This window comes from Micromonospora sp. NPDC049359, assembly GCF_044466585.1.
GTDB lineage: Bacteria > Actinomycetota > Actinomycetes > Mycobacteriales > Micromonosporaceae > Micromonospora.
The window spans coordinates 212,934-237,734 of record NZ_JBITMW010000004.1; the positions used below are offsets into that span (position 1 = coordinate 212,934).

The 24,801-nt window shown below is 73.1% G+C and carries 22 protein-coding genes and 1 riboswitch; of the genes, 10 read left to right on the forward strand and 12 right to left on the reverse strand.

Annotated elements, in window-relative coordinates; all coding sequences use genetic code 11:
* Window positions 1–17: 17 nt before the first annotated feature.
* Window positions 18–851, reverse strand: a complete 834-nt coding sequence (locus ACIBTX_RS12160) for an NUDIX hydrolase (RefSeq protein ID WP_357128985.1) — start codon at window positions 849–851, stop codon at window positions 18–20.
* A 232-nt stretch (window positions 852–1,083) separates the two neighbouring features.
* Between ACIBTX_RS12160 and ACIBTX_RS12165 the strand changes: the two genes are divergently transcribed.
* Window positions 1,084–2,052: a Gfo/Idh/MocA family oxidoreductase gene (locus tag ACIBTX_RS12165; protein WP_357128982.1), complete on the forward strand. Its 969-nt coding sequence runs from the start codon at window positions 1,084–1,086 to the stop codon at window positions 2,050–2,052.
* Window positions 2,053–2,103: 51 nt separating this feature from the next.
* Here the strand turns inward: ACIBTX_RS12165 and ACIBTX_RS12170 are convergent, their stop codons facing one another.
* The 4 genes from ACIBTX_RS12170 to ACIBTX_RS12185 all read right to left on the reverse strand — a co-directional run bounded on the left by ACIBTX_RS12170 (window position 2,104) and on the right by ACIBTX_RS12185 (window position 5,382).
* On the reverse strand, window positions 2,104–3,111 hold the full coding sequence (locus tag ACIBTX_RS12170; RefSeq protein WP_357128979.1) for an inorganic phosphate transporter: 1,008 nt from the start codon (window positions 3,109–3,111) through the stop codon (window positions 2,104–2,106).
* A gap of 4 nt (window positions 3,112–3,115) precedes the next feature.
* Window positions 3,116–3,742: a DUF47 domain-containing protein gene (locus ACIBTX_RS12175; protein ID WP_007465788.1), complete on the reverse strand. Its 627-nt coding sequence runs from the start codon at window positions 3,740–3,742 to the stop codon at window positions 3,116–3,118.
* 127 nt (window positions 3,743–3,869) lie between these two features.
* Complete coding sequence (locus ACIBTX_RS12180; RefSeq protein ID WP_357128975.1) at window positions 3,870–4,820, reverse strand: PPK2 family polyphosphate kinase; 951 nt, start codon at window positions 4,818–4,820, stop codon at window positions 3,870–3,872.
* Between the two features lie 55 nt (window positions 4,821–4,875).
* The gene (locus ACIBTX_RS12185) at window positions 4,876–5,382 is read right to left on the reverse strand and encodes a DUF402 domain-containing protein (protein WP_357128972.1); all 507 of its coding nucleotides are present in this window, start codon (window positions 5,380–5,382) and stop codon (window positions 4,876–4,878) included.
* A gap of 88 nt (window positions 5,383–5,470) precedes the next feature.
* On the opposite strand from ACIBTX_RS12185, the gene ACIBTX_RS12190 reads away from it, so the two are divergent.
* Entirely contained in the window at window positions 5,471–7,660 is a 2,190-nt protein-coding gene (locus tag ACIBTX_RS12190) for an ATP-dependent DNA helicase (RefSeq protein WP_357172422.1), read from the forward strand.
* A gap of 133 nt (window positions 7,661–7,793) precedes the next feature.
* Here the strand turns inward: ACIBTX_RS12190 and ACIBTX_RS12195 are convergent, their stop codons facing one another.
* Entirely contained in the window at window positions 7,794–9,092 is a 1,299-nt protein-coding gene (locus ACIBTX_RS12195) for an AI-2E family transporter (RefSeq protein ID WP_363660095.1), read from the reverse strand.
* 158 nt (window positions 9,093–9,250) lie between these two features.
* Here ACIBTX_RS12195 and ACIBTX_RS12200 point away from each other — a divergent pair, with 158 nt between their 5' ends.
* Entirely contained in the window at window positions 9,251–9,589 is a 339-nt protein-coding gene (locus tag ACIBTX_RS12200; protein ID WP_357128963.1) for a co-chaperone GroES, read from the forward strand.
* An 84-nt stretch (window positions 9,590–9,673) separates the two neighbouring features.
* Window positions 9,674–9,841: a hypothetical protein gene (locus ACIBTX_RS12205; protein WP_355050889.1), complete on the forward strand. Its 168-nt coding sequence runs from the start codon at window positions 9,674–9,676 to the stop codon at window positions 9,839–9,841.
* 36 nt (window positions 9,842–9,877) lie between these two features.
* Here ACIBTX_RS12205 and ACIBTX_RS12210 read toward each other — a convergent pair whose 3' ends face one another.
* Window positions 9,878–11,359 (reverse strand): PrsW family intramembrane metalloprotease, encoded by a 1,482-nt coding sequence (locus ACIBTX_RS12210; RefSeq protein WP_357128960.1) that lies wholly within the window; start codon window positions 11,357–11,359, stop codon window positions 9,878–9,880.
* Between the two features lie 23 nt (window positions 11,360–11,382).
* A riboswitch (SAM riboswitch) is annotated at window positions 11,383–11,503 on the forward strand.
* A gap of 79 nt (window positions 11,504–11,582) precedes the next feature.
* Between ACIBTX_RS12210 and ACIBTX_RS12215 the strand changes: the two genes are divergently transcribed.
* Window positions 11,583–12,818: an aminotransferase class V-fold PLP-dependent enzyme gene (locus tag ACIBTX_RS12215; RefSeq protein ID WP_396832503.1), complete on the forward strand. Its 1,236-nt coding sequence runs from the start codon at window positions 11,583–11,585 to the stop codon at window positions 12,816–12,818.
* A 9-nt stretch (window positions 12,819–12,827) separates the two neighbouring features.
* On the opposite strand, the gene ACIBTX_RS12220 is transcribed toward ACIBTX_RS12215, so the two are convergent.
* The gene (locus ACIBTX_RS12220) at window positions 12,828–14,030 is read right to left on the reverse strand and encodes an FUSC family protein (RefSeq protein WP_357129244.1); all 1,203 of its coding nucleotides are present in this window, start codon (window positions 14,028–14,030) and stop codon (window positions 12,828–12,830) included.
* 140 nt (window positions 14,031–14,170) lie between these two features.
* Here ACIBTX_RS12220 and ACIBTX_RS12225 point away from each other — a divergent pair, with 140 nt between their 5' ends.
* Complete coding sequence (locus ACIBTX_RS12225; protein WP_357128957.1) at window positions 14,171–14,821, forward strand: metal-dependent phosphohydrolase; 651 nt, start codon at window positions 14,171–14,173, stop codon at window positions 14,819–14,821.
* On the opposite strand, the gene ACIBTX_RS12230 is transcribed toward ACIBTX_RS12225, so the two are convergent.
* Complete coding sequence (locus ACIBTX_RS12230; RefSeq protein ID WP_357128955.1) at window positions 14,799–15,074, reverse strand: DUF4031 domain-containing protein; 276 nt, start codon at window positions 15,072–15,074, stop codon at window positions 14,799–14,801. The genes ACIBTX_RS12225 and ACIBTX_RS12230 overlap by 23 nt on opposite strands.
* A 56-nt stretch (window positions 15,075–15,130) precedes the next feature.
* Between ACIBTX_RS12230 and ACIBTX_RS12235 the strand changes: the two genes are divergently transcribed.
* Window positions 15,131–16,531, forward strand: coding sequence for an FAD-linked oxidase C-terminal domain-containing protein (locus ACIBTX_RS12235; RefSeq protein WP_357172433.1), 1,401 nt, complete (start codon window positions 15,131–15,133; stop codon window positions 16,529–16,531).
* A 10-nt stretch (window positions 16,532–16,541) separates the two neighbouring features.
* On the opposite strand, the gene ACIBTX_RS12240 is transcribed toward ACIBTX_RS12235, so the two are convergent.
* Together ACIBTX_RS12240 and ACIBTX_RS12245 are read right to left on the reverse strand one after the other, a co-directional pair.
* On the reverse strand, window positions 16,542–17,078 hold the full coding sequence (locus ACIBTX_RS12240) for a hypothetical protein (protein ID WP_357128949.1): 537 nt from the start codon (window positions 17,076–17,078) through the stop codon (window positions 16,542–16,544).
* A gap of 89 nt (window positions 17,079–17,167) precedes the next feature.
* On the reverse strand, window positions 17,168–18,997 hold the full coding sequence (locus tag ACIBTX_RS12245; RefSeq protein ID WP_357128946.1) for a glycerol-3-phosphate dehydrogenase/oxidase: 1,830 nt from the start codon (window positions 18,995–18,997) through the stop codon (window positions 17,168–17,170).
* A 155-nt stretch (window positions 18,998–19,152) separates the two neighbouring features.
* Here ACIBTX_RS12245 and ACIBTX_RS12250 point away from each other — a divergent pair, with 155 nt between their 5' ends.
* The 3 genes from ACIBTX_RS12250 to ACIBTX_RS12260 all read left to right on the forward strand — a co-directional run bounded on the left by ACIBTX_RS12250 (window position 19,153) and on the right by ACIBTX_RS12260 (window position 23,059).
* The gene (locus tag ACIBTX_RS12250; protein ID WP_396832442.1) at window positions 19,153–21,762 is read left to right on the forward strand and encodes a S8 family serine peptidase; all 2,610 of its coding nucleotides are present in this window, start codon (window positions 19,153–19,155) and stop codon (window positions 21,760–21,762) included.
* Window positions 21,763–21,801: 39 nt separating this feature from the next.
* Window positions 21,802–22,737 carry a GNAT family N-acetyltransferase gene (locus tag ACIBTX_RS12255; RefSeq protein ID WP_396832443.1) on the forward strand — a complete coding sequence of 312 codons (936 nt, stop codon included), beginning with the start codon at window positions 21,802–21,804 and terminating at the stop codon, window positions 22,735–22,737.
* 76 nt (window positions 22,738–22,813) lie between these two features.
* Entirely contained in the window at window positions 22,814–23,059 is a 246-nt protein-coding gene (locus ACIBTX_RS12260; RefSeq protein ID WP_357128937.1) for a hypothetical protein, read from the forward strand.
* Window positions 23,060–23,117: 58 nt separating this feature from the next.
* On the opposite strand, the gene groL is transcribed toward ACIBTX_RS12260, so the two are convergent.
* Window positions 23,118–24,740: a chaperonin GroEL gene (groL, locus tag ACIBTX_RS12265; protein WP_357128934.1), complete on the reverse strand. Its 1,623-nt coding sequence runs from the start codon at window positions 24,738–24,740 to the stop codon at window positions 23,118–23,120.
* Window positions 24,741–24,801 lie beyond the last annotated feature (61 nt).

Here is a 24,801-nt window from a genome sequence, read left to right on the forward strand (position 1 = left end):
CGACGCTGGCGGCGGGCTCAGCTCAGGACGAAGCGGGGCTCGCCGTTCGGCGGCAGGTCCAGGCGTGGGGTGACGGGGGTGGCGGCGTCGCGATCCGCCGCCGCGCTTGCCACTCCCGCCAGGTCGCCGGCCGCCGCAATCTGGGCCAGCGTTACCAGGGTCGGTGGCAGCATGGTCAGCTCGCCGGCCTGGGCCCGGGCCAGCGCGTCCGCCGGCCGGATCCACAGCGTGTGGTCGGCCTCGCCGGAGACGTCGCGGGTCCGCTGTCCGGCCGGCAGCAGGGCCACGAAGAAGTACGTGTCGAAGCGGCGCGGCTCGAACTCCGGAGTGATCCACCGGCTCCAGGGCAACAGCAGATCAGACCGCAGGGTGAGTCGGCGGTCGGCGAGCAGTGCGGCGAAGCCCAGCCGACGCCCCTCCAGGTCCTGCCGGGCCGTCTCCCAGTCGTCTCCGCTGACGTCACCCACCACCGTCGCCGGGCCGGGCCCGGCGAGCAGCACACCCGCCTCCTCGAAGACCTCCCGGGCGGCAGCGCAGACCACCGCCTGGGCGGCGTCCGCGCCCACTCCGAGCCGCCCCGCCCAGTCGGTCGGCGTCGGCCCAGCCCAGTCCAGGTGCGCGTCGGAGTCGGAGCGGTCCACCCCGCCGCCGGGGAAGGCGTACATCCCGCCGAAGGTCATGGCGGCGACCCGGCGGATGACGTACACCTCGAAGTCGGTGTCGGTCGGACGCAGCAGCAGCACGGTGGCCGCGACCCGCGGCGTCGCCGGGCTGCCGCCCTCGGCCTGGAACCGGCGGGCGTGCTCGACCAGGGCGGCCGGCGCGGCGAAGCCGTCGCTGTCGATCGTCATGCCCGCGAGCCTAGTGTCCGGCCCCGCTGTCGCCGGGCGAGCGTCAGGCGACGAGGCAGCCGGCTCGGTGCGACCGGTCGCCGCCGCGAGCGTGATGACTGTGTGGCATCAATATGCCGCACAGTCATCACGCTCATCGCGGCGTCAGGCCCGGGACCACCGCACCGCTGGCCGAGCAGAGACGGGCTGGGCAGCAGCGGGCCGTTCAGCTGGCTCGGCTAGCGTTCGACGCATGACTCGTTGGGGCATCCTGGCCACCGGCCACATCGCCAGCCGTTTCGCCGAAGACCTCCGGCTGGTGCCGGACGCCGAACTGGTCGCGGTCGGCTCCCGCTCCGCCGACAGCGCGCGGCGGTTCGCGGACACGTACGGCGCGCAGCGGGCGTACGGCTCCTGGGTGGAGCTGGCCGCCGACCCTGAGGTCGACGTGATCTACGTGGCCACTCCGCACGCCGCGCACCACGAGGCGGCGCTGACCTGCCTGACCGCCGGCCGCGCGGTGCTGCTGGAGAAGCCGTTCACCCTCGACCTGGCCACCAGCACCGAGCTGGTGGACACCGCCCGCGCCGCCGGGGTCTTCCTCATGGAGGCCATGTGGATGCGGACTAACCCGCTCATCCTCCGCGCGGTCGAGCTGATCGCCGAGGGCGCCATCGGCACGGTGCGCAACGTGCGGGCCGACTTCGGGGTGGCCGGGCCGTTCCCGCCGGAGCACCGGATGCGCAACCCGGCGCTGGGTGGGGGCGCGCTGCTCGACCTGGGGATCTACCCGATCAGCCTGGCGCACCTGCTGCTGGGCGTGCCGCAGCACATCCGCTCCTGGGCGCACCTGGGCCCGGAGGGGACCGACGAGAACACCGGCATCCTCCTCGGGTACGACAGCGGGGCAGTGGCCACGCTGAGCTGCGGCATGGTCGGCGCGAGTTCGTTGGCCGCCTCGATCACCGGCAGCGCCGGCCGTATCGACCTGCCGGAGCCGTTCTTCCGGCCGGCCTCGCTGACCCTGTACCGGGACGGCGCCGAGCCCGAGACGATCACCGCCGAGGAGGCCGGCAACGGCTACCAGTACGAGGCGATCGAGGTGGGGCGCTGCCTGGCCGCCGGGCTGACCGAGAGCCCGCTGGTGCCGCACACCACGACCCTCGAGGTGATGACCCTGCTGGACACGGTCCGGGAGCAGATCGGCGTGCGTTACGAGTGAACGCGAAACGGCCCCCGGACAGCCGGGGGCCGTTTCGGGCACGCGGACCGGTCAGCCGAAGAGCGGCCGGACCAGCAGGTAGGTGACGCAGGCGATCAGCGCGGCCGCCGGGAACGTGATGATCCAGGCGATCACGATGTTGCCGGCGACGTTCCAGCGGACCGCGGAGAGTCGCTTGGTCGCGCCCACGCCCATGATCGCCGAGGTGATCGTGTGGGTCGTGGAGATCGGGGCCTTGAGCACCAGGGCGTTGAAGTAGAGCACCGCGCTGGCCACCGTCTCGGCGGCGAAGCCCTCCGGCGGCCCGAGGTCGATGATCTTACGACCGAGGGTGCGGATGATCCGCCAACCACCGGCGTACGTGCCGAGGGCCAGCATGGTGGCCGAGGTCCAGAAGACCCAGCCCGGGATGTGGGTCTTGCTCTCCTGGAAGCCGCCGGTGTAGAGCGCCAGCACCACGATGCCCATCGTCTTGGCGGCGTCCTGCATGCCGTGGCCGACCGACATGGCGGCGGCGGAGACGGTCTGCGCGTGGCGGAAACCCCGGTTGAGCTTGCCCGGCTGACCCTTACGGAACAGCCAGAGGATCGCCAGCATCAGCAGGTAACCGAGGGTGAGGCCGACGATCGGCGAGAGCACCATCGGCAGGATGACCTTCTCGCCGATGTTGCCCCACTGCACGATGCCGCCGCTGGACAGCAGGGTCGCGCCGACCAGGCCGCCGAAGAGCGCGTGCGAGGACGACGACGGCAGGCCGAAGTACCAGGTGATCAGGTTCCAGGCGATGGCGCCCAGCACCCCGGCGAAGACCACCCCGAGGCTGCTCACCCCCGTGGGGAGGGTGACCAGGCCGTCGCCGACGGTCTTCGCGACGCCGGCGCCGAAGTGGGCGCCGATGAAGTTGCCGACCGCGGCGAGGCCGAGGGCGATCCGGGGTGTCAGCGCGCGGGTGGAGACGCTTGTCGCGATCGCGTTGGCGGCGTCGTGGAAGCCGTTGGTGTAGTCGAACGCCAGGGCCACCGCGATCACCGCCAGGACGGCGATGAGTTCGGTAGACACCGGTTCAGGACTCCTTGACCGCGATGGTCTCGACCGTGTTGGCCACGTGCTCGAAGGCGTCGCAGGCGGCTTCCAACTCGTCGGCGACCTCCTTCATCTTCAGCACCGTCAACGCGTCGTACTCGCCGGAGAAGAGCCGGACGAGGAGCTGCCGGTTGATCCGGTCGCCCTCGTTCTCCAGCCGGTTGCACTCGATCCAGTAGTCCTCGAGATCCTTCATCGACTGCAGCCGGGGCATCGCCTCGGCCGTCAGCTTGGCCTGCTGGTCGAGCACGTTGACCATCTCGTGCAGTTCGCGGGGCAGCGCCGGCAGCTCGGTGAGCCCGTACAGGTAGAGCAGGTCGCCGACCGCCTCCAGGTGGTCCATCACGTCGTCGAGCAGCGAGCCGAGCCGGTAGATGTCCTCCCGGTCGAAGGGCGTGATGAAGGTCGAGTTGATCTTCTTGTAAAGATCATGCGTGATCTGGTCGCTGTCGTGCTCGACCTCGGTCAGTCGCTCGCTGACCGACTGCACGTCGACACCGGGCAGGGCCAGTTCGTTCAGCAGCGCGGTGCCCCGGACCAGGTTCTGCGCGGCCCTGGTGAAGAGCTCGTAGAAGGCGCCCTCGGTGGGGCGGAAGGAAAACTTCACAGCACAGACCTCGTCGCGTCGGTGGAAGGGTGGCGGCGTCCGTGGGCGTCCGCTCGGTGAATGCTAGGAAACGCCAGATCCGCAAATTCGCCGGCCCACCCCTGGTCGGACCACATTCACCGCTCGTTCACCTAGTGTTCATCTCGGGCGTCCCAGCCGTCCCCGCTCCCCCAGCAGCCAACCGCTCGCGCTCGTGCGCCACGTCGAAATCGGCAGGCGGATACCCCAGCCGGAGCGTGTCGAACGTCTCCTTCAGCAGATGGGCCACCGCCCAGTCCCGGTACCACTTACGGTCCGCCGGCACCACGAACCACGGCGCGGCGTCCGTGCCACACCGGCTCAGGGCCTCGGCGTACGCGGCCTGGTAGTCGTCCCAGTGCGACCGGGAGTCGACGTCCGACGGGTTGTACTTCCAGTGCTTACGCGGGTCCGTGAGCCGTTCCAGCAGCCGCTCGCCCTGCTCGGCGTACGAGATGTGCAGCATCACCTTGATCACGGTCACGCCGTCCTCGGTCAACTCCCGCTCGAAGGAGTTGATCTCGTCGTACCGGGCCCGCCAGATCGCCTCCGGCACCAACGCGCCGACCCGGGCGATCAGCACGTCCTCGTAGTGCGACCGGTTGAACATGCCCACGTACCCCGCAGGCGGCAACTCCCGGCGGATCCGCCACAGGAAGTCGTGTTGCAACTCCTCCTCGGTCGGCGGCCCGAACGAGCGGATGTGCAGGCCCAGCGGGTTCATCGCGCCCGCCACCCGCTTGATCGTGCCGTCCTTGCCACCGCAGTCCATCGCCTGGAGCACCAGCAGCACCCGGTGCGCGGGACGCGTCGACCCGGCCTTCGCCATCGCGAACAGCATCTCCTGCTGGCGGCCCAACTCCTCGCCGATCAGCTCCACCTGCGCGCGGGCCCAGGTCTTACGGCGTTCGCCCATCTCCTCGGCGGCCGGCAGGCCGGGCGTGGACCGGGGATCGATCGCGGCGAGATCCACCGGAGCGGTGACCCGCAACAGATCCCGCACGGACCCACCGCGCGGCGTCACGATCCGACCGCCCTGCTCCTGCCGGGATTCGCTCATCTGAGGATCATCGCCCACCCGCGCGCCATCCGCCCGGCGAGCCCGACGCGCCGGCTCAGACCACCAGGGCCAACCACTTGCGGTACGAGGTGGCGAACGGTTCGGTGCCGTCGCCGAGAGCGCCGTACAACCACCGGGCCGCCGCCTCGGCCTCGACCACCACGTCGTCCGGGTAGCCGAAGCGGGCCCGGTGCTCGGCGAACTCGTCCTCGTCCAGCAGCTCCACCACGCCGGTGGCCCGCCGGCGGACCACGTCCAGGTCGAGATCGATCAGGTGGACGGTGTCGTCGGACTCCCAACGGGCCGGAGTGGCGATGTCGCAGTAGACCTCGCTGGTGCGCGGCGGGGGGTTGAACATGCACGTCCACCAGGCGTGGTGCGGCACCAGCAGGACGAAGGGGATCTTCTCCACCGACGGCCGGCCGTGGTAGACCGACTCGGTGCCGAACGGGACGCCGAGCCAGACGCCGAGGTCGTCCTCGGCGAGGCGGCGGGCCGGGTAGTCGCGGTGGGCGCTGCCGTCGTACTTGCGGTAGATCACTCGGACCACGTCGCTCGGCATGATTCGCACCCTAACCGATAGCGCCCACACGTCGTAGTGCCGCCGTAACCGGACGACGCCGGCCCGCCGGCCCACGCCACGCGGGCGGATGGGCGCGGTCGGTGTCGGCGGCGACGGGTACCGTCGCACGGTGACTCCGCCCCGCACCGCCACCGGTTCCGCCACCCCCTCGGCCCGTGGCGCAGGCCGGCGGCGGGGCGCCCGGCCCAGCGGCACGGAGCTGCTCGCGGCGGCGGTCGGCGCGGTCCCCGGCGGCACCGCGCGGCCCGGCCAGCAGCAGATGACCACCGCCATCGAGGATTGCGTGACCAGCGGCGAGCACCTGCTCGTGCAGGCCGGCACCGGCACCGGCAAGTCACTGGCCTATCTCGCGCCGGCCCTCACCGTGGACGGCCCGGTGGTGGTCTCCACGGCCACGCTGGCGTTGCAGTCCCAACTCGTCGACCACGACCTTCCCCGACTGGCCGACGCGGTCGAGCCGCTGCTCGGCCGCCGGCCCACGTTCGCGGTGCTCAAGGGTCGCCACCACTATCTCTGCCTGGCCCGACTGGACAACTCCACCGCCGACGAGCCGGAGGACACCCTCTTCGACGCCCCGGCCGCCCGCCCCGGCGGCGGCACCAAGTGGCTCGGCGAGGCCGGCCGGCTGGGCAAGCAGATCGAGCGCCTGCGTGACTGGGCCGAGAAGACCGACACCGGCGACCGCGACGAGCTGGACCCGGGCGTCGACGACCAGGCGTGGCGGCTGGTCTCCATGCCGTCGCGGGAGTGCGTCGGCGCGACCCGCTGCCCGTTCGGCGCGGAGTGCTTCGCCGAGGCGTCCCGGGCCCGCGCCCGCGAGGCCGACATCGTGGTGACCAACCACAGCCTCCTCGCGGTGGACATGCTGGCCGAGCGGCACATCGTCCCGCCGCACAAGCTGCTGATCGTCGACGAGGCGCACGAGCTGGCCGACCGCGTCTCCTCCGCCGCCCAGGCCGAGCTGGTGCCGGAGATGATCGACCGGTCCACCCGGCGGGCCCGCCCGCTGCTGCGCCCGGAGACGGCCGACGCGCTCGTCGCCGCCGGTGACGCCCTCGCCGTCGGGCTGGCCGAGGCGCCGGCCGGTCGCCTCACCGCCGGTCTGCCGACCCCGTTGCGCGAGGCGTGCACCCTGCTCGACTCGGCCACCCGCGCCGCCCTGGACGCCATCGGCGACATCAAGTCCGACGACCCCGATCCGGTGCGCAAACAGCAGGCCAAGGCCGCGATGGACGACCTCTCCACCACCGCCCAACGGCTCCTCGAAGAGGCCGACCACGACGTGGCCTGGGTGGAGAAGAACGACAGCGGCAACCGACGGGCACTGGTGGTCGCACCGCTGTCGGTCGCCGGCACCCTCGCCGCCCACCTGTACGACGAACGCACCGTGGTCGCCACCTCGGCCACCCTGGCGCTCGGCGGCCGGTTCGACACGGTGGCCCGCGCCCTCGGCCTGGACGCGCCGCCGGTTCCGGCGTCGCCCGCCGCCGCCGCGCAGGCCGCCCGCACCGGCGCGGGCCGCCCGGCCGCCGAGACACCGGGCCGCCGGCTGGCCGACGCCACCACCATCCCGGCGACCGAGGGACCGGGCTGGCGCTCGCTGGACGTGGGCTCGCCGTTCGACTACGCACGGCAGGGCATCCTGTACGTCGCCGCGCACCTGCCCCGGCCCAGCGTCTCCGGGCTGCCCGACGCGGCCGGTGAGGAGCTGCTCGGGCTCGTCGAGGCGCTCGGTGGTCGTACTCTGGGGCTCTTCTCCTCCCGGCGGGCCGCGACGCAGGCGGCGGAGCTGCTGCGCGCGCGGACCGACCTGCCGGTGTTGTTGCAGGGCGAGGAGGCGCTGCCGCTGCTGGTCCGCCGGTTCCGCGAGGAGCGGTCGAGCTGCCTGTTCGGGGTGATGTCGCTCTGGCAGGGGGTGGACGTGCCGGGCGACGCCTGCCAGCTCGTGGTCATCGACCGGCTGCCCTTCCCCCGGCCCGACGAGCCGCTCGCGGCGGCCCGCGCCGCCGCCGTGGACGCGGGCGGCGGCTCCGGGTTCGCCGCCGTCAGCGTGCCGATCGCCGCGGTACGCCTCGCGCAGGGCGTGGGCCGGCTGATCCGAGCCACCGGCGACAAGGGGGTCGTCGCGGTGCTCGACTCACGCCTGGAGACCGCCCGAGGCTACGGACCCTTCCTGCGCCGTTCCCTGCCCCCGTTCTGGTACACGACCCGCCCCGAGGTGGCCCGCGGCGCCCTGAAACGCCTAGCCACCACGTAAAAGCCCGCGCCCCGGAGTCGGGCCCCGAACTCCGCGACGATCTTGCAGTTTCGGTTGCCGATATGGTGCTTTTGGGCCCTATTGTCACCACCGAAAGTGCAAGATCGCGGAGTCCGGGGGTGGGGGCGGACGGTCAGGGGGCCTGCGAGGCGACGACCACGGCGTCGGGCGGGGTGTCGGGGACCGTCCGGGCGACGAGGCGGCGTACCGCGGTGTTCAGCACCGCGATCAGCGGGACGGAGACCAGCGCGCCGGTGATGCCCGCGAGCACCACGCCGGCCGCGATCCCGATGATCACCGCGAGCGGGTGGATGGCCACCGCCCGGCCCATGATGATGGGCTGGAGCACGTGCCCCTCGACCTGCTGCACGCCGATCACGGCGCCCAGGATGATCAGCGCGGTGACCGGGCCGCTGTCGACAAGCGCCACCAGCACGGCGACACCGCCGGAGAGCGCCGCACCGACGATCGGGATGAACGCGCCGAGGAACACCAGGGCGGCCAGCGGGAAGGCGAACGGCACGTCGAAGATGACCAGGAAGATGCCGATGCCGACGGCGTCGATGAAGGCGACCAGCACGGTCGCGCGGACGTACGCGACGAGGGTCTGCCAGGCGGCCCGCCCGGCGTCGTCGACCTTCCAGCGGGCGGCCACCGGCAGCAGCCGGACGACGAAACGCCAGATCTTGTTGCCGTCGCGCAGGAAGAAGAACGTCGCGAACAGCACCAACAGCGTGCCGGTCAGCACCTCCGCCAGCGTCGCCGCGGTGCTCAGCGCGCCGCTGGTGAACTTCGAGGTGTTGTCGTTGATCCAGCCCTGCGCCTCGTCGATGTACCGGTCGAGCTGGGTGTCGGACAGGTGCAACGGGCCCGTCTTGAGCCAGTTCTGGATCTGCCGGACGCCCTCGGAAGACTTCTGGCTCAGCTCCGGAACGCCCCGGATGAACTCGTTGACCACCAGGGTGAGCGTGCCGATGACCGCCGCCAGACCGCCGACCAGCACCACGGCCGTCGCCAGCGAACGGGGCAGCCGGGCCCGCAGCAGCCAACCCACGGCCGGCGCGAGCAACGCCGAGAGCAGCAACGCGATGGCCAACGGGATGATCACGATCCGGACGGTGCCGACGATCCGGAGCAGCGCCCAGGCCACCACACCGATCACGATCAGCCGCCAGCACCAGGCGGCGGCGATCCGCAGGCCGTGCGGCACGTCGGCGTCGTCCCGGCTGGACGTCGAGCTGTGCAGGTCCACCGGGGGCTCCGCTCCGACGACCGTGGCCTGCGCCGGGGCGGCCGGCCCGGGGACGGCCGGCGAGGCGATGCCGGGCGTCTCCGGCGCGTCGCTCGGGGTCTCCTGGGCGGCGCGTACCGACTTCTTTTCTGACTGGTAGGCGCGGCGCAGCCGCCCGCGTACCCGCTCGAAGCGGCTCAAGCGCACCTCCTGGCAGAAGAGTCGTCCGCCCACGGCGACAGGTCGGACAGCATACGTCCGTTCCCGACACCGTAGGGCAGTTCCGCCACACAATGCCCGCACGACCATGGGCGTAACCACCGGCGGACGGTCAGCTGCGACACGGTAGCGTCTGCCCCGTGACCGCCGACCAGGATCTCGACTCCGGCCTGCCGATCCGCCTGCTGCACGACCGCGTGCTGGTGCGGATGGAGGGCAGCGAGGGCGAGCGTCGCTCCACCGCAGGAATCGTCATCCCGGCGACCGCAGCGGTCGGCAAGCGCCTCGCGTGGGCCACCGCCGTGGGTGTGGGGCCGAACGTCCGCGCCATCGTCTCCGGCGACCGGGTGCTCTTCGACCCCGACGACCGCTCCGAGGTCGAGCTGCACGGCCGCGGGTACGTGCTGCTACGCGAGCGCGACGTGCACGCCGTGGCCGCCGAGCGGATCGAGAACGACCCCACCGGCCTCTACCTGTAGCCGCCCCGCCCCGGGCCCGACCGCTTCGTTTGTCGGACCGTACGACGGGAAGCCAGCCGGCGACCGTTGCCCTGGGGAGGGACGATGCCGGTATTCGTGAAGAAACTGCTGACCTGGGGCAGCGTCGCGTTCCTGATCTACTTCATGGCGTTCCGGCCGGACGGCGCGGCGCAGTTGTTCAAGGGGATCGGGGCGGCGTTGATCGCCATGGCCCAGGGACTCGGCGACTTCCTCACCACCCTGATGACCTGACCCCGCCGGCCGCGCCGCGAGACCGCCCGCCCGCGCTCAGGCGTTACCGGGCGGCCACGGCGCGGCGGGGCGCAGGCCGTGCCAACCGGGCGGCGGATAGTTGCCGACCGGGGGCGGCGGGGCGAGCACCACCGGAATGGGCACCACCGGCTCGTCGGGCGCGGACACCGATCGCTGCGTGCCGTCCGGAAAGCGCAGGTGGTACTGGCTACCGTCCCAGACACCGACCGGGGCCTGCGGGTCGCGGCCCACGAAGTACGACCGGTACGCGGTGATCGCCTCCAGGAGCTGCCGCTCCTCGACGGCGGTCCGTTCCCGGTCGGACGGCTTACGGTCCAGACCGCGCAGCGTCCCGTCCCGCAGCAGGGCCAGCCGGGTCGCGGCGAGCTGGTACCCGCGCATGGCACGCGCACCGGCGTCGCCGCCGACGCGGCGTGCCCAGCTCCGGGCGGCGTGCCGACGACCCAGGCTGCTCAGGGCGGCCACCTCCGGTGGGCTCAACCAGCCGGCGCGTACGTAGTCCGGCAGCGTCCGTTCGGTGAGCCGCCCTTCCCAGGCGCGCAGCCACACGGCCAGCCCGACCACGCCGAAGAACACCGGCACCATCAGGCCCAGGAAGCCGTACAGCATGATCACGGCCTCGCCGGTGGCCTGGGTAAGCGTCGGCAGCAGGTTCCACGTGCCGTGCAGCATCATCGCGAGCAGCAGGCCGGCGATCGGGGCCAGCACCCGGACCCGCCGGTCGGCGCTCCGGGAGGCCACGCCGAGCCCCACGCCGGTCATCGAGGTGAAGAGGGGATGGGCGAACCCGAACAGGAGGATCCGCACGATGAAGATGGCGATCACCTGTTGGGTGCCGGTCGCCGGGCCGTACCGGTCGGCACCGGCCGCGTAGCCGTACCCGCCCAGGTAGAGGATGTTCTCCACCATGGCGAAGCCGACCGCGGAGAGCCCGCAGTAGACCAGGCCGTCGGTGATCCCGGACCACTCCCGGCGGCGGAACACCAGCAGCAGGATCGGGCCGAGCGCCTTGGTCAACTCCTCGATGAACGGCGCCACCAGTACGCCGGTCAGCGCGTCCGGCAGCCCCCAGTCGGCGAATCGTCCGGCGGCGAACTCGTTCACGTTCAGCGAGGCGGCGGTGGAGACGAACGCCCCCCAGGCGAAGCAGAAGACCAGGTATTTCAGGGGTTCCGGTTCGTACCGGTCGAGCCAGAGGAAGCAGGCGACCAGCACCGGCACCGGCAGGATCGCGGCGCCCACCCCGATGAGCAGCGCGTCGAGGCCGAGCGACTGACCGAGGCGGACGACCATGAAGACCGCGCACGCGGCGATGAGCAGCACCACCCCGGCCAGCACCAGGAACCGCAGCCAGCCGAAGCGGCGCGGCGGCATCCCGGGTGACGTGCCGGCGGGCGGAACCGCGGGCGGGTGCGGCGGCGACGGCAGGGGTGCACCGGGCGGGGTGTCGGCCATGCGGTCAGCGTAGCCATCCCCCGCCGGCTGGTCCGGTCGCATCCACAGCCGCTATGCTGCCGGCAGGTCACGAGCGCCAGCGTCAAGCCCCGGCTTGCTGGCCGGCAACCCTCGTCGAGTTCGCGGTGGGGTGCCCCGGGTGATGACCGGGCCCAGCCCGATCGGCGTGCTGGGCAAGCGCGGACCCCGTCCCGATGCCATACCCGGGGTCCCTGACCCCGGAGGTTCCGGCGTGTCCGTCACCCTCGTACCCTCGCTGCCCAGCCTGCCCGCTCTCGCGTCCCCGCCGTCGGCGGCGCTCGACGTGCTCGGCGTGCCCGGCGAGATCAACTTCGACTACGCGGCCACCGCGCCGTGCGCGCGGGCCGCGGCCGACGCGGTCACCGAACTGCTGCCCTGGTACGCCAGCGTGCACCGGGGCGCGGGAGCGCTGTCGCGGCGCTGCACGCTGGCCTACGAGCGGGCCCGGCAGACCGTCGGCGACTTCCTCGGCGCGGGCGCCGATGACCACGTGGTCTTCACCCGCAACACCACGGACGCGCTCAACCTGCTGGCCCGGTCGTTGCCGGCCGGCACGACGGTGGTCACCTTCGCCGGTGAGCACCACGCGAACCTGCTGCCCTGGCCGCGCGGCTCGGTACGCCTGCCGGTACCCGCCAACCCGGCCGGGGCGGTACGCGATCTCGCCGCCGCGCTGACCGAACTGCGCCGCGACAGCAACCCCGCGCTGCCGGTGCTGGTCGCGGTGACCGGGGCGAGCAACGTGACCGGTGAGCTGTGGCCGGTCGCCGAACTGGCCCGGGTGGCCCACCGGCACGGCGCCCGGATCGTCCTCGACGCGGCGCAGCTCGCCCCGCACGTCCCGGTCGACAGGCGCACGCTCGACGTGGACTACCTGGCCGTCTCCGGCCACAAGCTGTACGCCCCGTTCGGCGCGGGTGTGCTCGTCGGCCGGGCGGACTGGCTGGACGCGGCCCCGCCGTACCTCGCCGGTGGAGGGGCCACCAGCCACGTCGGGCCGGCCACCCACGACGTGACCTGGACGACCGGTCCGGCCCGGCACGAGGGCGGCACCCCCAACCTGCTCGGCGCGGTGGCGCTGGCGGCGGTGTGCGCGGCGTTGACCGACGCCGACCGGGTCGCGCTCGCCGCCCGCGAGCAGGCGTTGCTGGCCCGGCTCCGCGCCGGCCTCGCGGCCCTGCCGCACGTCGTGGAGTTGCGGACCTTCGGCCCGGACGCGCCCCGGGTCGGCATCGTGTCGTTCGTGGTCGCCGGCCAGGACTCGGCCACGGTGGCCGCCCGGCTCGCCGCCGAGCACCACATCGGCGTACGGGACGGGTTGTTCTGCGCCCACCCGCTGGCCCGGCGGCTGCTCGACGAGGCTGCCTCGCGTACCGGCCGGCGGGATCTGCCGCCGACCGCGCTGCGTGCCAGCATCGGTCTGGGCAGCACCGCCGCCCAGGTGGACCGGCTCCTTGCGGCGCTCGCCGAGCTGGCCTGAGGCGCGTTCTCAGCCGACTGGCGGGGCGGTGGGTGGCTTCGGCGCGTCGCCCGGCTCGGCGGGCTCACCCACCGGCCGCTCCTGGTCCCCGAAGGAGGTGCGGATGCAGCGGTTCGCCTCCTCCTGCTCGATGCCGGAGGCCACCAGCAGGTCACTGGCCGTGGTGCGGATCTGGGCGATCACGACGCTGCCGGAGAAGCCCACCCCCTCCCCGTACGCGCGGCCGGCCTCGCTGACGGCCCGCAGCGACCGCTCCCGCGCCTTCTGCGGCTCCTCCCCCGCCGCGAACTCGTGTTTGAGCAGCCGGACCGACTCGGCGAGGTGGCCGATCGCGTCCGGCATGGGGTCGGGCACCGGCTCGTCGTCCTCGATCAGGGTGACGGACCGGCGGATCAGGGTGCCGGAGTTGCGCATCGCCCGGTCGATCGGGTCGGCCGCCTCCGCGTAGTGGACGAGTTCGTCCCGGCGGTGCCAGCGGGCCGGCGACAGGGTGGCGGTCTCCTTGGCGCCCTCGATCGCCTCGCTCAGGGTGGCCAGCTCGTCCTTGTTGTTGCGCAGCCGTTCCAGCGCCCGCTGGATGGTGGCGCGGTCCCCGGAGCGCAGGCCGTCGGCGGTGGCGTCGAGCTGCGCCGCGAGCAGGTCCAGCGCCGGCCGGGCGGCCCGGTTGATCACCCGGAGCGGGTTCAACGGCAGCAGCACCGCCGTCACCAGCAACGCGACGCCGCCGCCGAGGAACGCGTCGACGAAGCGGGGGATCTCCAGATTCTGGGTGGACGGGCTCAGCGTCACGATCAGCACCGCCGTGGCCGCCGCCTGGATGACGATGGCCACGCTCGCCCCGGCGAAGATGGTGAGCAGGATCGCCACGGTGACCACCAGACCGAGCTGCCACGCGCCGGTGCCGAGGAAGTAGATCAGCAGATCGCCGACGGCCACCCCGACGCCCACCCCGACGATCAGCTCCACGGTCCGGCGGAACCGCTGACCCACCGACGCGGCCAGGGTGCCGACCGCGGAGATCGGCGCGAAGACCGGCTGCGGGTTGCCGAGCACCTTGTGCGAGACGAGGTACGCCAGGCCGGCCGCCAACCCGGCCTGGACGGCGAGCCCACCGGCCATCCGTACCCGGTGGAGCCGGTCGTGCAGGGTGGCCCGGCTGCGGTGCTTGAGTTGCTCGGTGGCCTCGGCGATACGCGCTCCGTCGACGTCCACCAGTCCGTCGCGCAGCGGCACACGCCGCACCGTCGGAGGTCTCTTGTCCCGGGCCACCGCCATGGGCGCGACTACCCGTGGCAGACCCGCTGAATCCTCCCGCCGGCGCGCGGTGCGGACGAATGCGGCAGACTCGGACGGTGGCCGATCTGCTGGAACGGTGGCGGGCGGCGGTCCGCGCCGCCGGCGCGGAAACCGACGAGCACGCGACTCTGGCCGGTGAGCGGCTGCTCGCCCGCTGGCGGGAGCCGCACCGGCAATACCACACCGTCACGCACCTGGCCGCCGTACTCGATGTGGTGGACCGCCATGCCGGGCTGGCCGAACGGCCGAACCTGGTCCGGTTGGCAGCGTGGTGCCACGACGCGGTCTACGACCCCCGGGCCGCCGGTGACGCCAACGAACGGGACAGCGCGGAACTGGCCGGGAGCCTGCTCACCGGGCTCGGGGTACCCGAACCCGCGGTGGCCGAGGTCCGTCGGCTGGTCCTGCTCACCGCCGGGCACCGGGTGACGGCGGACGACGACGACGGCGCGCTGCTCTGCGACGCCGACCTCGCCGTGCTGGCCGGCCCGCCGGCCGCCTACGACCGCTACGCGGCGGCCATCCGACGGGAGTACGCGCACGTGCCCGACCCGGCCTTCCGCACCGGTCGGGCCCGCGTTCTCACCGGGCTGCTGGAACTGCCCGCGCTGTTCCGGCTGCCGCCGCTGGCGCAACGGTGGGAGGCCTCGGCCCGCGACAATCTTCGTCGTGAGCTGGTAACTCTCACCGGGCCGGCGAACCGCTGAGGTGCTTCGGGCGGCGCAGCCCGGCGTCGCGCAGCAGCCGGACCAGTTCCCGGCTCGGCACCACCCGGGCGCCGAGCCACACCGCCGCCGCGAACCGATCGGCCGGAATGTCGTAGTGGTCCCGGTCGAAAGCGCGTCGGGGTGCGCCCAAGGCCTCCGCGAAGGCGTGCAACTCGGCGTAGGAGACATCGCTGATCAGGTGCGACCAGAGCCGACCGCGCCACGGCCAGGCAGGCCGGTCCAGGTAGAGCATGTCGCCAAAGCTAACCCGCGTTGATGACCGCTGACACACGGCTTAGCCTCGGCGGCATGGCCCCCACCGGACTCCTCGACGACCTGCGCGCCGCCCTGGGCGAGAACGCCGTGCTCACCGACCCGGACCTGCTGCGCGGGCACCAGCGCGACGAGGCCGACCTCTGCGCCGCCGGCGTACCCCTCGTGGTGACCCGTCCCCGGACCACCGAGCAGGTGGTCGCGGTGGTCCGCGCGGCGGCCCGCCACGGCGTACCGGTCGTGCCGCAGGGCGCGCGAACCGGGCTGGCCGGCGCGGCGAACGCGGTGGACGGCTCGGTGGTGCTCAGCACCGTCGCGATGGACGAGATCCGGGAGATCGACCCGGTGAGCCGCATCGCGGTCGTCCAGCCGGGCGTCGTCAACGCCGCGCTCGCGGCGGCGGTCGCGAAGCAGGGCCTCTGGTACCCGCCGGATCCCGGCTCCTGGGAGTCGTCCACGATCGGCGGCAACGTGGCCACCAACGCGGGCGGCATGTGCTGCGTGAAGTACGGCGTGACCACCGAGTACGTGCTGGGCCTGGAGGTGGTGCTCGCCTCCGGGGAGGTGCTGCGCACCGGCCGGCGCACCGCCAAGGGGGTGGCGGGCTACGACCTGACGCGGCTCTTCGTCGGCTCGGAGGGCACCCTCGGCGTGATCACCGAGGTGACCGTGGCGCTACGGCCCGCCCCGGCCGACTCGTTGACCCTGGTGGCGGTCTTCGGATCCACCGCGGCGGCGGGCACGGCGGTGGCCCAGATCGCCGCGCGGGGCCTCACCCCCAGCCTGTTGGAGTTGCTGGACCAGACCCACCTGCGGGCGATCGAGGCGTACCGGCCGATGGGCCTGCGGACCGACGCGCAGGCCCTGCTGCTGGCCGCCGCCGACACCGGTGACCGGGCCGCCGACGACCTGGCCGCCGTGGCGCAGGTGTGCGAGGCGGCCGGCGCCGAGGAGGTCTACGCGGCCACCGACGCGCTGGAGGCGGCGGCGTTGTTGCAGGCCCGTCGACTGGCCCATCCCGCGATGGAGAAGTTCGCCGCCGACACCCACCCCGGAGGCAGCGGCGGCCTGGTGATCGACGACGTGGCCGTGCCGCGCGGTGCGCTCGCCGCGCTGCTCGACGGGGTGGCCCGGATCGCGGCGGAGTGCGAGGTGCCGATCGGCGTGGTGGGGCACGCCGGGGACGGCAACATGCATCCGAACATCGTCGTCGACCGGGCCGACCCGGAGAGCGTGCAGCGAGGTCGGCGGGCGTTCGACGAGATCATGCGCCTCGGTCTGGACCTGGGCGGCACCTGCACCGGCGAGCACGGCGTGGGCCTGCTCAAGCGGGAGTGGTTGGCGCGGGAGATCGGCCCGGTCGGCGTCCGGGTGCACCAGGCGATCAAGTCGGCGCTGGACCCGGCCGGTCTGCTCAACCCCGGCAAGGTGCTCTGACGGGCTGCGCTCAGCCCTTGACCTCGGCGGGCGTGGCCTGGGTGAGCAGCAACAGGATCTCGCCGGCCACCGGCGGGCGCTCCTCACCCGGGCAGTCCTGCGAGGAGATCAGCCCGGACGAGGTAAGCAGGCTCGACGTGAGCGCGTCGATGCAGGTGGTCCGGTACCGCCGGGCCTGGTCGGTCTCCTCGGCGAGCCGGGGGTCGGCGAGCAGCACCTGCAGCCGCTCGGTCTGCTCCGGCGCCAGCCGGCCGCGGGAGGTGACCCCGTCACCGGCGCAGTCGAGGCACTGCCACGAGCCGTCCCGCTCGACGCTCAGGGTGCGCAGCGGAGCGTCCGCTCCGAGGCGTTGGAGCAGACTGACCTGCCCCTGGGCGACCGTCGTGGGGACCTCGGGGGTCGATTGGCCGGCCGCCGAGCCGGCCGGCGGAGGGGCGGCCGGCGTCTCGGCGTCGTCGCGACCGAGCAGCGAACACCCGGCCAGGGCACCGACGAGCACCACGGCGAGAACGGGGGCGAGCAGAAGGGGGCGCGCGCGGTACAGCACGCGCGGAAACCTACCCCACCGTAGGTAGCGTTCGAAACCACCATCCGGGCCGCTATAGCTAGTTACCCATCGGTAGCGTTACATACCGGTCATCTCGCCGTGGGTCGCAGCTCCGCCTGATCGTCGCCACCCCGGTCCGCGGCGTACCCGCGGGCGTCCGGCACGCCGAGTCGCGCGGCGTCCGCCCCGGCGTCGTCCGGCATGAGCTGGGACCGGCGCTCCGCCTCGACCCGCGCGCGGTAGTGCTCGACCTCGGCGGCCCGGGTGGCCGCGTCCCACCCCAGCACCGAGCCCATCAACTCGGCCGCGTGCTCCGCCGACTCCAGGCCACGGTGACTGGTCTCGAACGAGATCCGGGTACGTCGGGTCAGCACGTCCTCCAGGTGCAGCGCCCCCTCGGCCCGCGCCGCGTAGGCGACCTCGGCCGCCAGGTACTCCGGAGCGCCGGCCAGCGGCGACGCGAGCAGCGGCTCGGCGTCGACAAGCGCCAGCAGATCGAGGGTGAGGCTGCCGTACCGCTCCAGCAGGTGCTCCACCACCCCCACCGGAACACCGTGCCGCCGGGCCAGGTCGGCCCGGTCCCGCCACAGCGCCGCGTACCCGTCCGCGCCCAGCAGCGGCAGGTCGGCCGTCCGCGACGCCCGGCCGCCCCCCAACCGGCGTACGGCCCGGTCGACCACGTCCGACGCCATCACCCGGTACGTCGTGTACTTGCCACCGGCCACCAGCAGCAGCCCGAGCATCGGCTCGAACACCGCGTGTTCCCGGGACAGCTTCGAGGTGGAGTCGGCCTCCCCGGCCAGCAGCGGGCGCAGCCCGGCGTAGACGCCCTCGATGTCGGCGGTCGTCAGCGGCCGGTCCAAGACGGTGTTGACCTGCTGCAACAGGTAGTCGATGTCGCGTGCCGAAGCGGCCGGGTGGGACCGGTCCAACCGCCAGTCGGTGTCCGTCGTACCGATGATCCAGTGCCCGCCCCACGGGATGACGAAGAGCACCGACGTCGCCGTACGCAGGATCAGCCCCGTCTCCCCGGTGATCGCCGAGCGGGGCACCACCAGGTGCACGCCCTTCGAGGCGCGCACCCGGATGCCGGGCCGCAGGCCCACGTCGTTGAGCATCCGGGACATGTCGTCGCTCCACACGCCGGTGGCCGCGATGACGGTGCGGGCCTGCACCTCGAACTCCGCGTCCGGCGAGCCGGGCGGGGCCTCCAGGTCGCGGACCCGGACACCGGTGACCTCCCGCGCCTGGCGGATCAACCCGACGGCACGGGCGCTGCTCACCACCGTGGCGCCGAGGCTGGCCGCGGTGCGGGCCAGGGTGACGACCAACCGGGCGTCGTCGACCTGCCCGTCGTAGTAGCGGATCGCGCCGGCCAGGGTGTCGGCACGCAGGCTCGGGAAGATCCGCCGAGCGCCCTCCCGGGTGAGGTGCCGGTGCAGTGGCATGCCCCGGCCACCGCCGAAGAGACCGGCGAAGGCGTCGTACGCGGCCACGCCCGCGCCGTAGTACGAACGGCGGAAGACGCGCGCCGGCAGGTCCCGCAGACCCCGGCCGGCGGGCAGCGGCACGAGGAACGGCACCGGACGGACCAGGTGCGGCGCGAGCCGGGTCGCCAGCAGACCGCGCTCGGTCAGCGCCTCGTGGACCAGATGGAACTCCAACTGCTCCAGGTAACGCAGCCCGCCGTGGATCAGCTTGCTGGATCGGCTCGACGTGCCCGACGCGAGGTCGCGCGCCTCGACCAGGGCCACCTTCAGGCCCCGGGACGCCGCGTCCAGGGCGGCACCGGCACCGGTCACCCCACCCCCGATGACCAGGACGTCGAAGCGTTCGGCGCGGAGTCGGCGCAGGTCTGCCGCACGACGGATCGGCGAGAGCTGCCCGGCGACGGACCGGGAAACATTGGGATCACGCACTCATCCACCGTAACCGCCGTACCAGCCGGTCGACACGTGCCGCCAGCTCCGCCCCGCCCGCGTTCCACCTCGACCGGCCGCAGATCTCGGACAGTTCCCGTTGGCGGCCACCGGGAAGTGTCCAAAGATTTTCCGGGTAGCCGTAGGGTTCCTGGATGCATGGTCATCCTGGAGTCGACGACCGCAGCTCCCCGTGGCCGGTGGTCGCGGCCGTCTTCGTCGGCTGCTGGACCGTCGCGGTCACGGTGGCCAGCCAGACCGGTGGCTGGCTGACCGATCAGGTGCTGCTGGGCTTCGGACGGGACCGGGTGGGCTGGCTCTGGCCGGTGCTCGGCCTGGCCGCCGTCGTGCTGGCCGGCACGCCCGCCCTGCTGCTGGCTGTCCTGCCCCGCTCGGCCGCTGTCCGGGCCACCGGACGGGTGTGGCTGCTCGGTGCGCTGACCCTCGGTGTGCTCACCCTGCTGCGGGTGGTGCCGCCCGTGCACCACGAGGCCTACCTCGCCGCGCTGGCCGCGACGGCGCTGCTCGGCGCGCTCGCCGTCAGGTGGTCGGGACGTCGGCGGACGTACCCCGGGCCGGCTGGCCTGGTCGACGGCCCGGCGCCCGGCGGCGAAGGCGACGCCGCGCGGACCGATGCCGCCCCGACCGACGCCGCCCCGACCGACGCCGCGCGGACCGAATCCGACCCGGGGCGGGCCGTCGCCGCGCGGACGGGGGCCACCGGTGACGCGGAGCTGGCGGGGCGCGGCTCGCGTCGGCCGGGCGCGGTGCCGCTGCTGGCGGTCGCCGCCGGGTTGGCGCTGTTGCTGCCGTGGGCCTGGCTGGGCGCGCTCGGCGGCCTGCTGGAGACGGTCCTCGCGGTCCTGGCAGCCGCCTCGCTGGGCGGGCTGGCCGCCATGCTGCTGGACGCCACCTTCTGGTCCCGGTTCGCGGTCGGCCGGCCACCCCGACCGGCCCGCCTGGTGCTGGTCGGTGGCCTCGTCGCCGGGTTGGCGCTGCTGCTGCTCGCGGCCGGGACGGGCCAGTCCGGCGCGCAGCTGCCCGCCCTGCTGACGCTGCCGCCGACCGGTTTCGTGCTCGCCGCGCTCTGGGCCGCGACCTGGCGGCCGGCCACCGGGAGACTGGTCGCGGCCTCGCAGCCCGGCGTCGACACGACCGATCCGGCCCGCGTGGGCCGGGTCGCGACCGGCTGGCTGGTGGGCCTGGCCGCCCTCGGGCCGCTGGCCTTCACCGATCCGGAAGAGATCACTCTGCTGCTGGTCGGCACCCGCGACGTGCCGTTCTGGGTTGCGGCCGCCGCCGGCGTCGGCCTCGCCGTCGCGGTCGTCCTCGCCATCGGGTACGCGGTGCTGCTGGCCCGCCCGGCGGCACGTACCCCGAGTCGCCGGGTGGCCACGCTGGCGGCGGCGGTCCTGCTGGTGGCGGTGGGCGTGGTCGACGCCGGGCCCGGTCAGCCCGGCCTGTACGGCGAGCGGCTGCTGGTGGTGCTGCGCGAGCAGGCCGACCTGAGCGGCATCCCGGCCGGCGCAACGGGACAGGCCGGGCGGGATACCCGGGCAACGGAGGTCTACCGGCGGCTGGTGGCGACCGCCGACCGTACGCAGGCCGACCTGCGCCGCACGGCGGGGCGGCTACGGCTCGACCCGGTGCCGTACTACCTGGTCAACGCGGTCGAGGTGGACGGTGGTCCGGCCGTGCGCGCCTGGCTCGCCCGTCGGCCCGAGGTGGCCCGGGTGCTGATCAGCCAGCGTCTACGGCCCCTGCCCGCCCCGGCGGGGCAGACCCGGGGCACCGCGCCGGCACCGACCGGCCCGGAGTGGAACATCCGTCAGCTCGGCGCGGACCGGGTCTGGTCCCAGCTCGGGGCGACCGGCGCGGGGATCGTGGTCGGCAGTTCCGATTCCGGCGTGGACGGCAGCCATCCAGCGCTGCGGCCCGGGTTCCGGGGCGGTGACGACTCCTGGTACGACCCGTGGGACGGCACCCGGGCACCGAACGACCAGGGCGGGCACGGCACCCACACGGTGGGCAGCGCGGTCGGGCGCAACGGCATCGGCGTGGCCCCGGACGCGCAGTGGGTGGGCTGCGTCAACCTGGACCGCAACCTGGGCAGCCCGGGGCACTACCTGGACTGCCTCCAGTTCATGCTGGCGCCGTTCCCCGCGGGGGGTGACCCGTTCACCGACGGCCGGCCGGAGCGCGCCCCGCAGGTGCTGACCAACTCGTGGAGCTGCCCCTCGATCGAGGGTTGCGACCGGGGCGCGTTGCTGCCGGCCACCACGGCGCTGGACGCGGCCGGGATCTTCGTGGTCGCCGCCGCCGGGAACAGCGGCCCGTGGTGCGCGTCGATCGACGAACCACCCGCGCCGTACGCGAACGTGCTGACCGTGGGCGCGGTGGACGCGCAGCGACGCGTCGCGGAGTTCTCCTCGCGCGGGCCGGTGGAGGGCGGCGCGGGCAAGCCGGACGTGCTGGCCCCCGGGGTGGGGGTCGTCTCGGCCATGCCCGGCGGCGGGTACGCGGCGCTGGACGGCACGTCGATGGCGACCCCGCAGGTGGCGGGAGTGGTCGCGCTCATGTGGTCGGCGAACCCGGCGCTGATCGGCGATCTGACCCGGACCCGGCAGATCCTGCGGGACACCGCCACACCGGCCGAGCCGACGTACCGCTCACGCAATCCGAGTGACGCCTGCGGCACCCCGGCGAACGTCACCGGCGCCGGGCAGGTCGACGCGTACGCCGCCGTCCGCGCCGCCCGGGGGTGAGCAGGGCGGGAGGCGGCGGGTGATCTAGGGTCGGCACCCATGGACGCCGAGATCACCGTCACCGAGCTGGCCCTCGATCTCGCGCCCACCGTGGCGCGGCTCTGCGCGCAGGCCCTCGACCTGCCCGAGGACGCCGCCGAGGCGGACGCCGTCGTGGACGTCCTCTGGCCGCGGGCCGCCGTCGACCGGACGGTGATCGGGCTGGGGGCGTACCGGGCCGGCGACCTGGTCGGGGTGCTGCTCTGCTCGGTGTCGCCGACGGAGCCGGGCATCGGGCACGTGGACCTGGTCGCCGTACTGCCGGAGCAGCGTCGCCGGGGTGTGGGCCGCGCGCTGCTCGCCCGGGCCGAGCGGGCGCTCGCCGAGCACGGCGTGACCGAGGTGCTGCTGGCCGGAAACCCGCCGTACTACGCCTGGCCGGGCATCGACGTGCGGTACACGCCGGCGGTGTGCGCGGCCCTCGCGCTCGGCTACCAGCAGGACCGGACCGCCTGGAACATGACGGCGGACCTGTCGTACGACGAGTCCCCGGCGCTGCGGTCGACGGAGGCCGCCGAGCGGCGGCTGGCCGGGCAGGGCATCACGGTACGGCGGGCCGAGCCCGCTGACCTGCCGGCGCTGACCGCGTTCGCCCGGTCCACCTTCGGCGGCGCCTGGGACGGTGAGCTGGCCGGATCGGTGGGCCGCGAGGGGGCCGGCTGCCACCTGGCGGAGCGGGCCGGCGAGGTGCTGGGCTTCGCCGCCTACGGATCGTCCCGGCCGAGCTGGTTCGGGCCGATGGGCACCGCCCCGGCCGCCGAGGGCTCGGGCATCGGCGGAGTGCTGCTGCGACGCTGCCTGCGGGATCAGCGTGCGGCGGGACTGGACCGGGCGGAGATCGGCTGGGTGGGGCCGGTGCCGTTCTACTCGGGCAGCGCGGGTGCGCGGATCGAGCGGGTCTTCTTCCTGTACCGGCGACGGCTTGGGGCCGAATAGCGGTCAAATGGGACATTGACCCATTCGTCCGCGTCGGGCATCGACGCCCCCTACCGTTTCGGTAGAGGAGGCAGCCATGACCACGGATGACGACCAGACCGAGGACGGCCCGCCGATCACCTGGAAACCGGCCGACGAACTGCCCGGCCAACTGCCGTTCGACCGGCTGGACTACGGCGACGCCGAACAACTGGCCGAGATGAGCACCGACGGCCGACCGGCGACCGAGGAACCGCAGGAGATGGTGGACGCGCCCATCCGGTCGCTGCCGCCGTACGACCGGGCGCAGAAGCGCCGCAACCAGCGCCCGCTGCCCACCTGACGACGAACGGGGCGGACCGCGTCAGCGGCCCGCCCCGTTCGGTGTGTCGGAACTGGACTCAGAAGTCCATGTCCCCGCCACCCGGGCCAGCCGGGGCAGCCGGGGTCTTCTCCGGCTTGTCCGCGACGACGGCCTCGGTGGTGAGGAACAGCGCGGCGATCGACGACGCGTTCTGCAGCGCCGAACGGGTCACCTTGGCCGGGTCGATGATGCCCGCGGCCAGCAGGTCGACGTACTCGCCGTTGGCGGCGTTGAGGCCGTGACCCGCTTCGAGGTTACGGACCTTCTCCACCACGACGCCGCCCTCAAGGCCGGCGTTGACGGCGATCTGCCGCAGCGGGGCGTCCAGCGCCACCTTGACGATGTTGGCACCGGTCGCCTCGTCGCCGACCAGGTCCAGCTTGTCGAAGGCGGTCTTGCCGGCCTGCACCAGCGCGACGCCACCACCCGGGACGATGCCCTCCTCGACGGCCGCCTTCGCGTTGCGAACGGCGTCCTCGATGCGGTGCTTGCGCTCCTTGAGCTCGACCTCGGTGGCCGCGCCGACCTTGATCACCGCAACGCCACCGGCCAGCTTGGCCAGCCGCTCCTGCAGCTTCTCGCGGTCGTAGTCGGAGTCGCTCTTGTCGATCTCGGCCCGGATCTGGTTGACCCGGCCCTGGATCTGCTCGGCGTCACCGGCACCGTCGACGATGGTGGTCTCGTCCTTGGTGACGACGACCTTGCGGGCGTGGCCCAGCATGTCGACGCTGACGGCGTCGAGCTTGAGGCCGACCTCCTCGCTGATGACCTGGCCGCCGGTGAGGATGGCGATGTCGCCCAGCATGGCCTTGCGGCGGTCACCGAAGCCCGGCGCCTTGACGGCGACCGACTTGAAGGTGCCCCGGACCTTGTTGACGACCAGGGTGGCCAGGGCCTCGCCCTCGATGTCCTCGGCGATGATCAGCAGCGGCTTGCCGCCCTGCATGACCTTCTCCAGGATCGGGAGCAGGTCCTTCACCGACGAGATCTTGCTGTTGACGATCAGGATGTACGGGTCGTCGAAGACGGCCTCCATACGCTCCGGGTCGGTCATGAAGTAGGCCGAGATGTAGCCCTTGTCGAAGCGCATACCCTCGGTGAGCTCCAGCTCCAGCCCGAAGGTGTTGCTCTCCTCGACGGTGATGACGCCTTCCTTGCCGACCTTGTCCATCGCCTCGGCGATGATCTCGCCGACAGTGCTGTCGCCAGCGGAGATGGAGGCGGTGGAGGCGATCTGCTCCTTGGTCTCGACGTCCTTGGCGAGCTTGGACAGCTCCTCCGAGACGCTCGCGACCGCGGCCTCGATGCCCCGCTTCAGGGCCATCGGGTTGGCGCCGGCGGCCACGTTGCGCAGGCCCTCGCGAACCAGGGCCTGGGCCAGGACGGTCGCCGTCGTCGTGCCGTCACCGGCAACGTCGTCGGTCTTCTTGGCGACCTCCTTGACCAGCTCAGCGCCGATCTTCTCGTACGGGTCCTCGAGCTCGATCTCCTTGGCGATGCTCACACCATCGTTGGTGATGGTGGGGGCACCCCACTTCTTCTCGAGCACGACGTTGCGGCCCTTGGGGCCGAGGGTCACCTTTACGGCGTCGGCGAGCTGGTTCATGCCCCGCTCGAGGCCGCGGCGCGCCTCTTCGTCGAACGCGATCATCTTGGCCATACGGCGTTGTCCTCCTGGACACTCACGGGCCACCCGAGATGTGTGCCCCGGATGGGCCGCC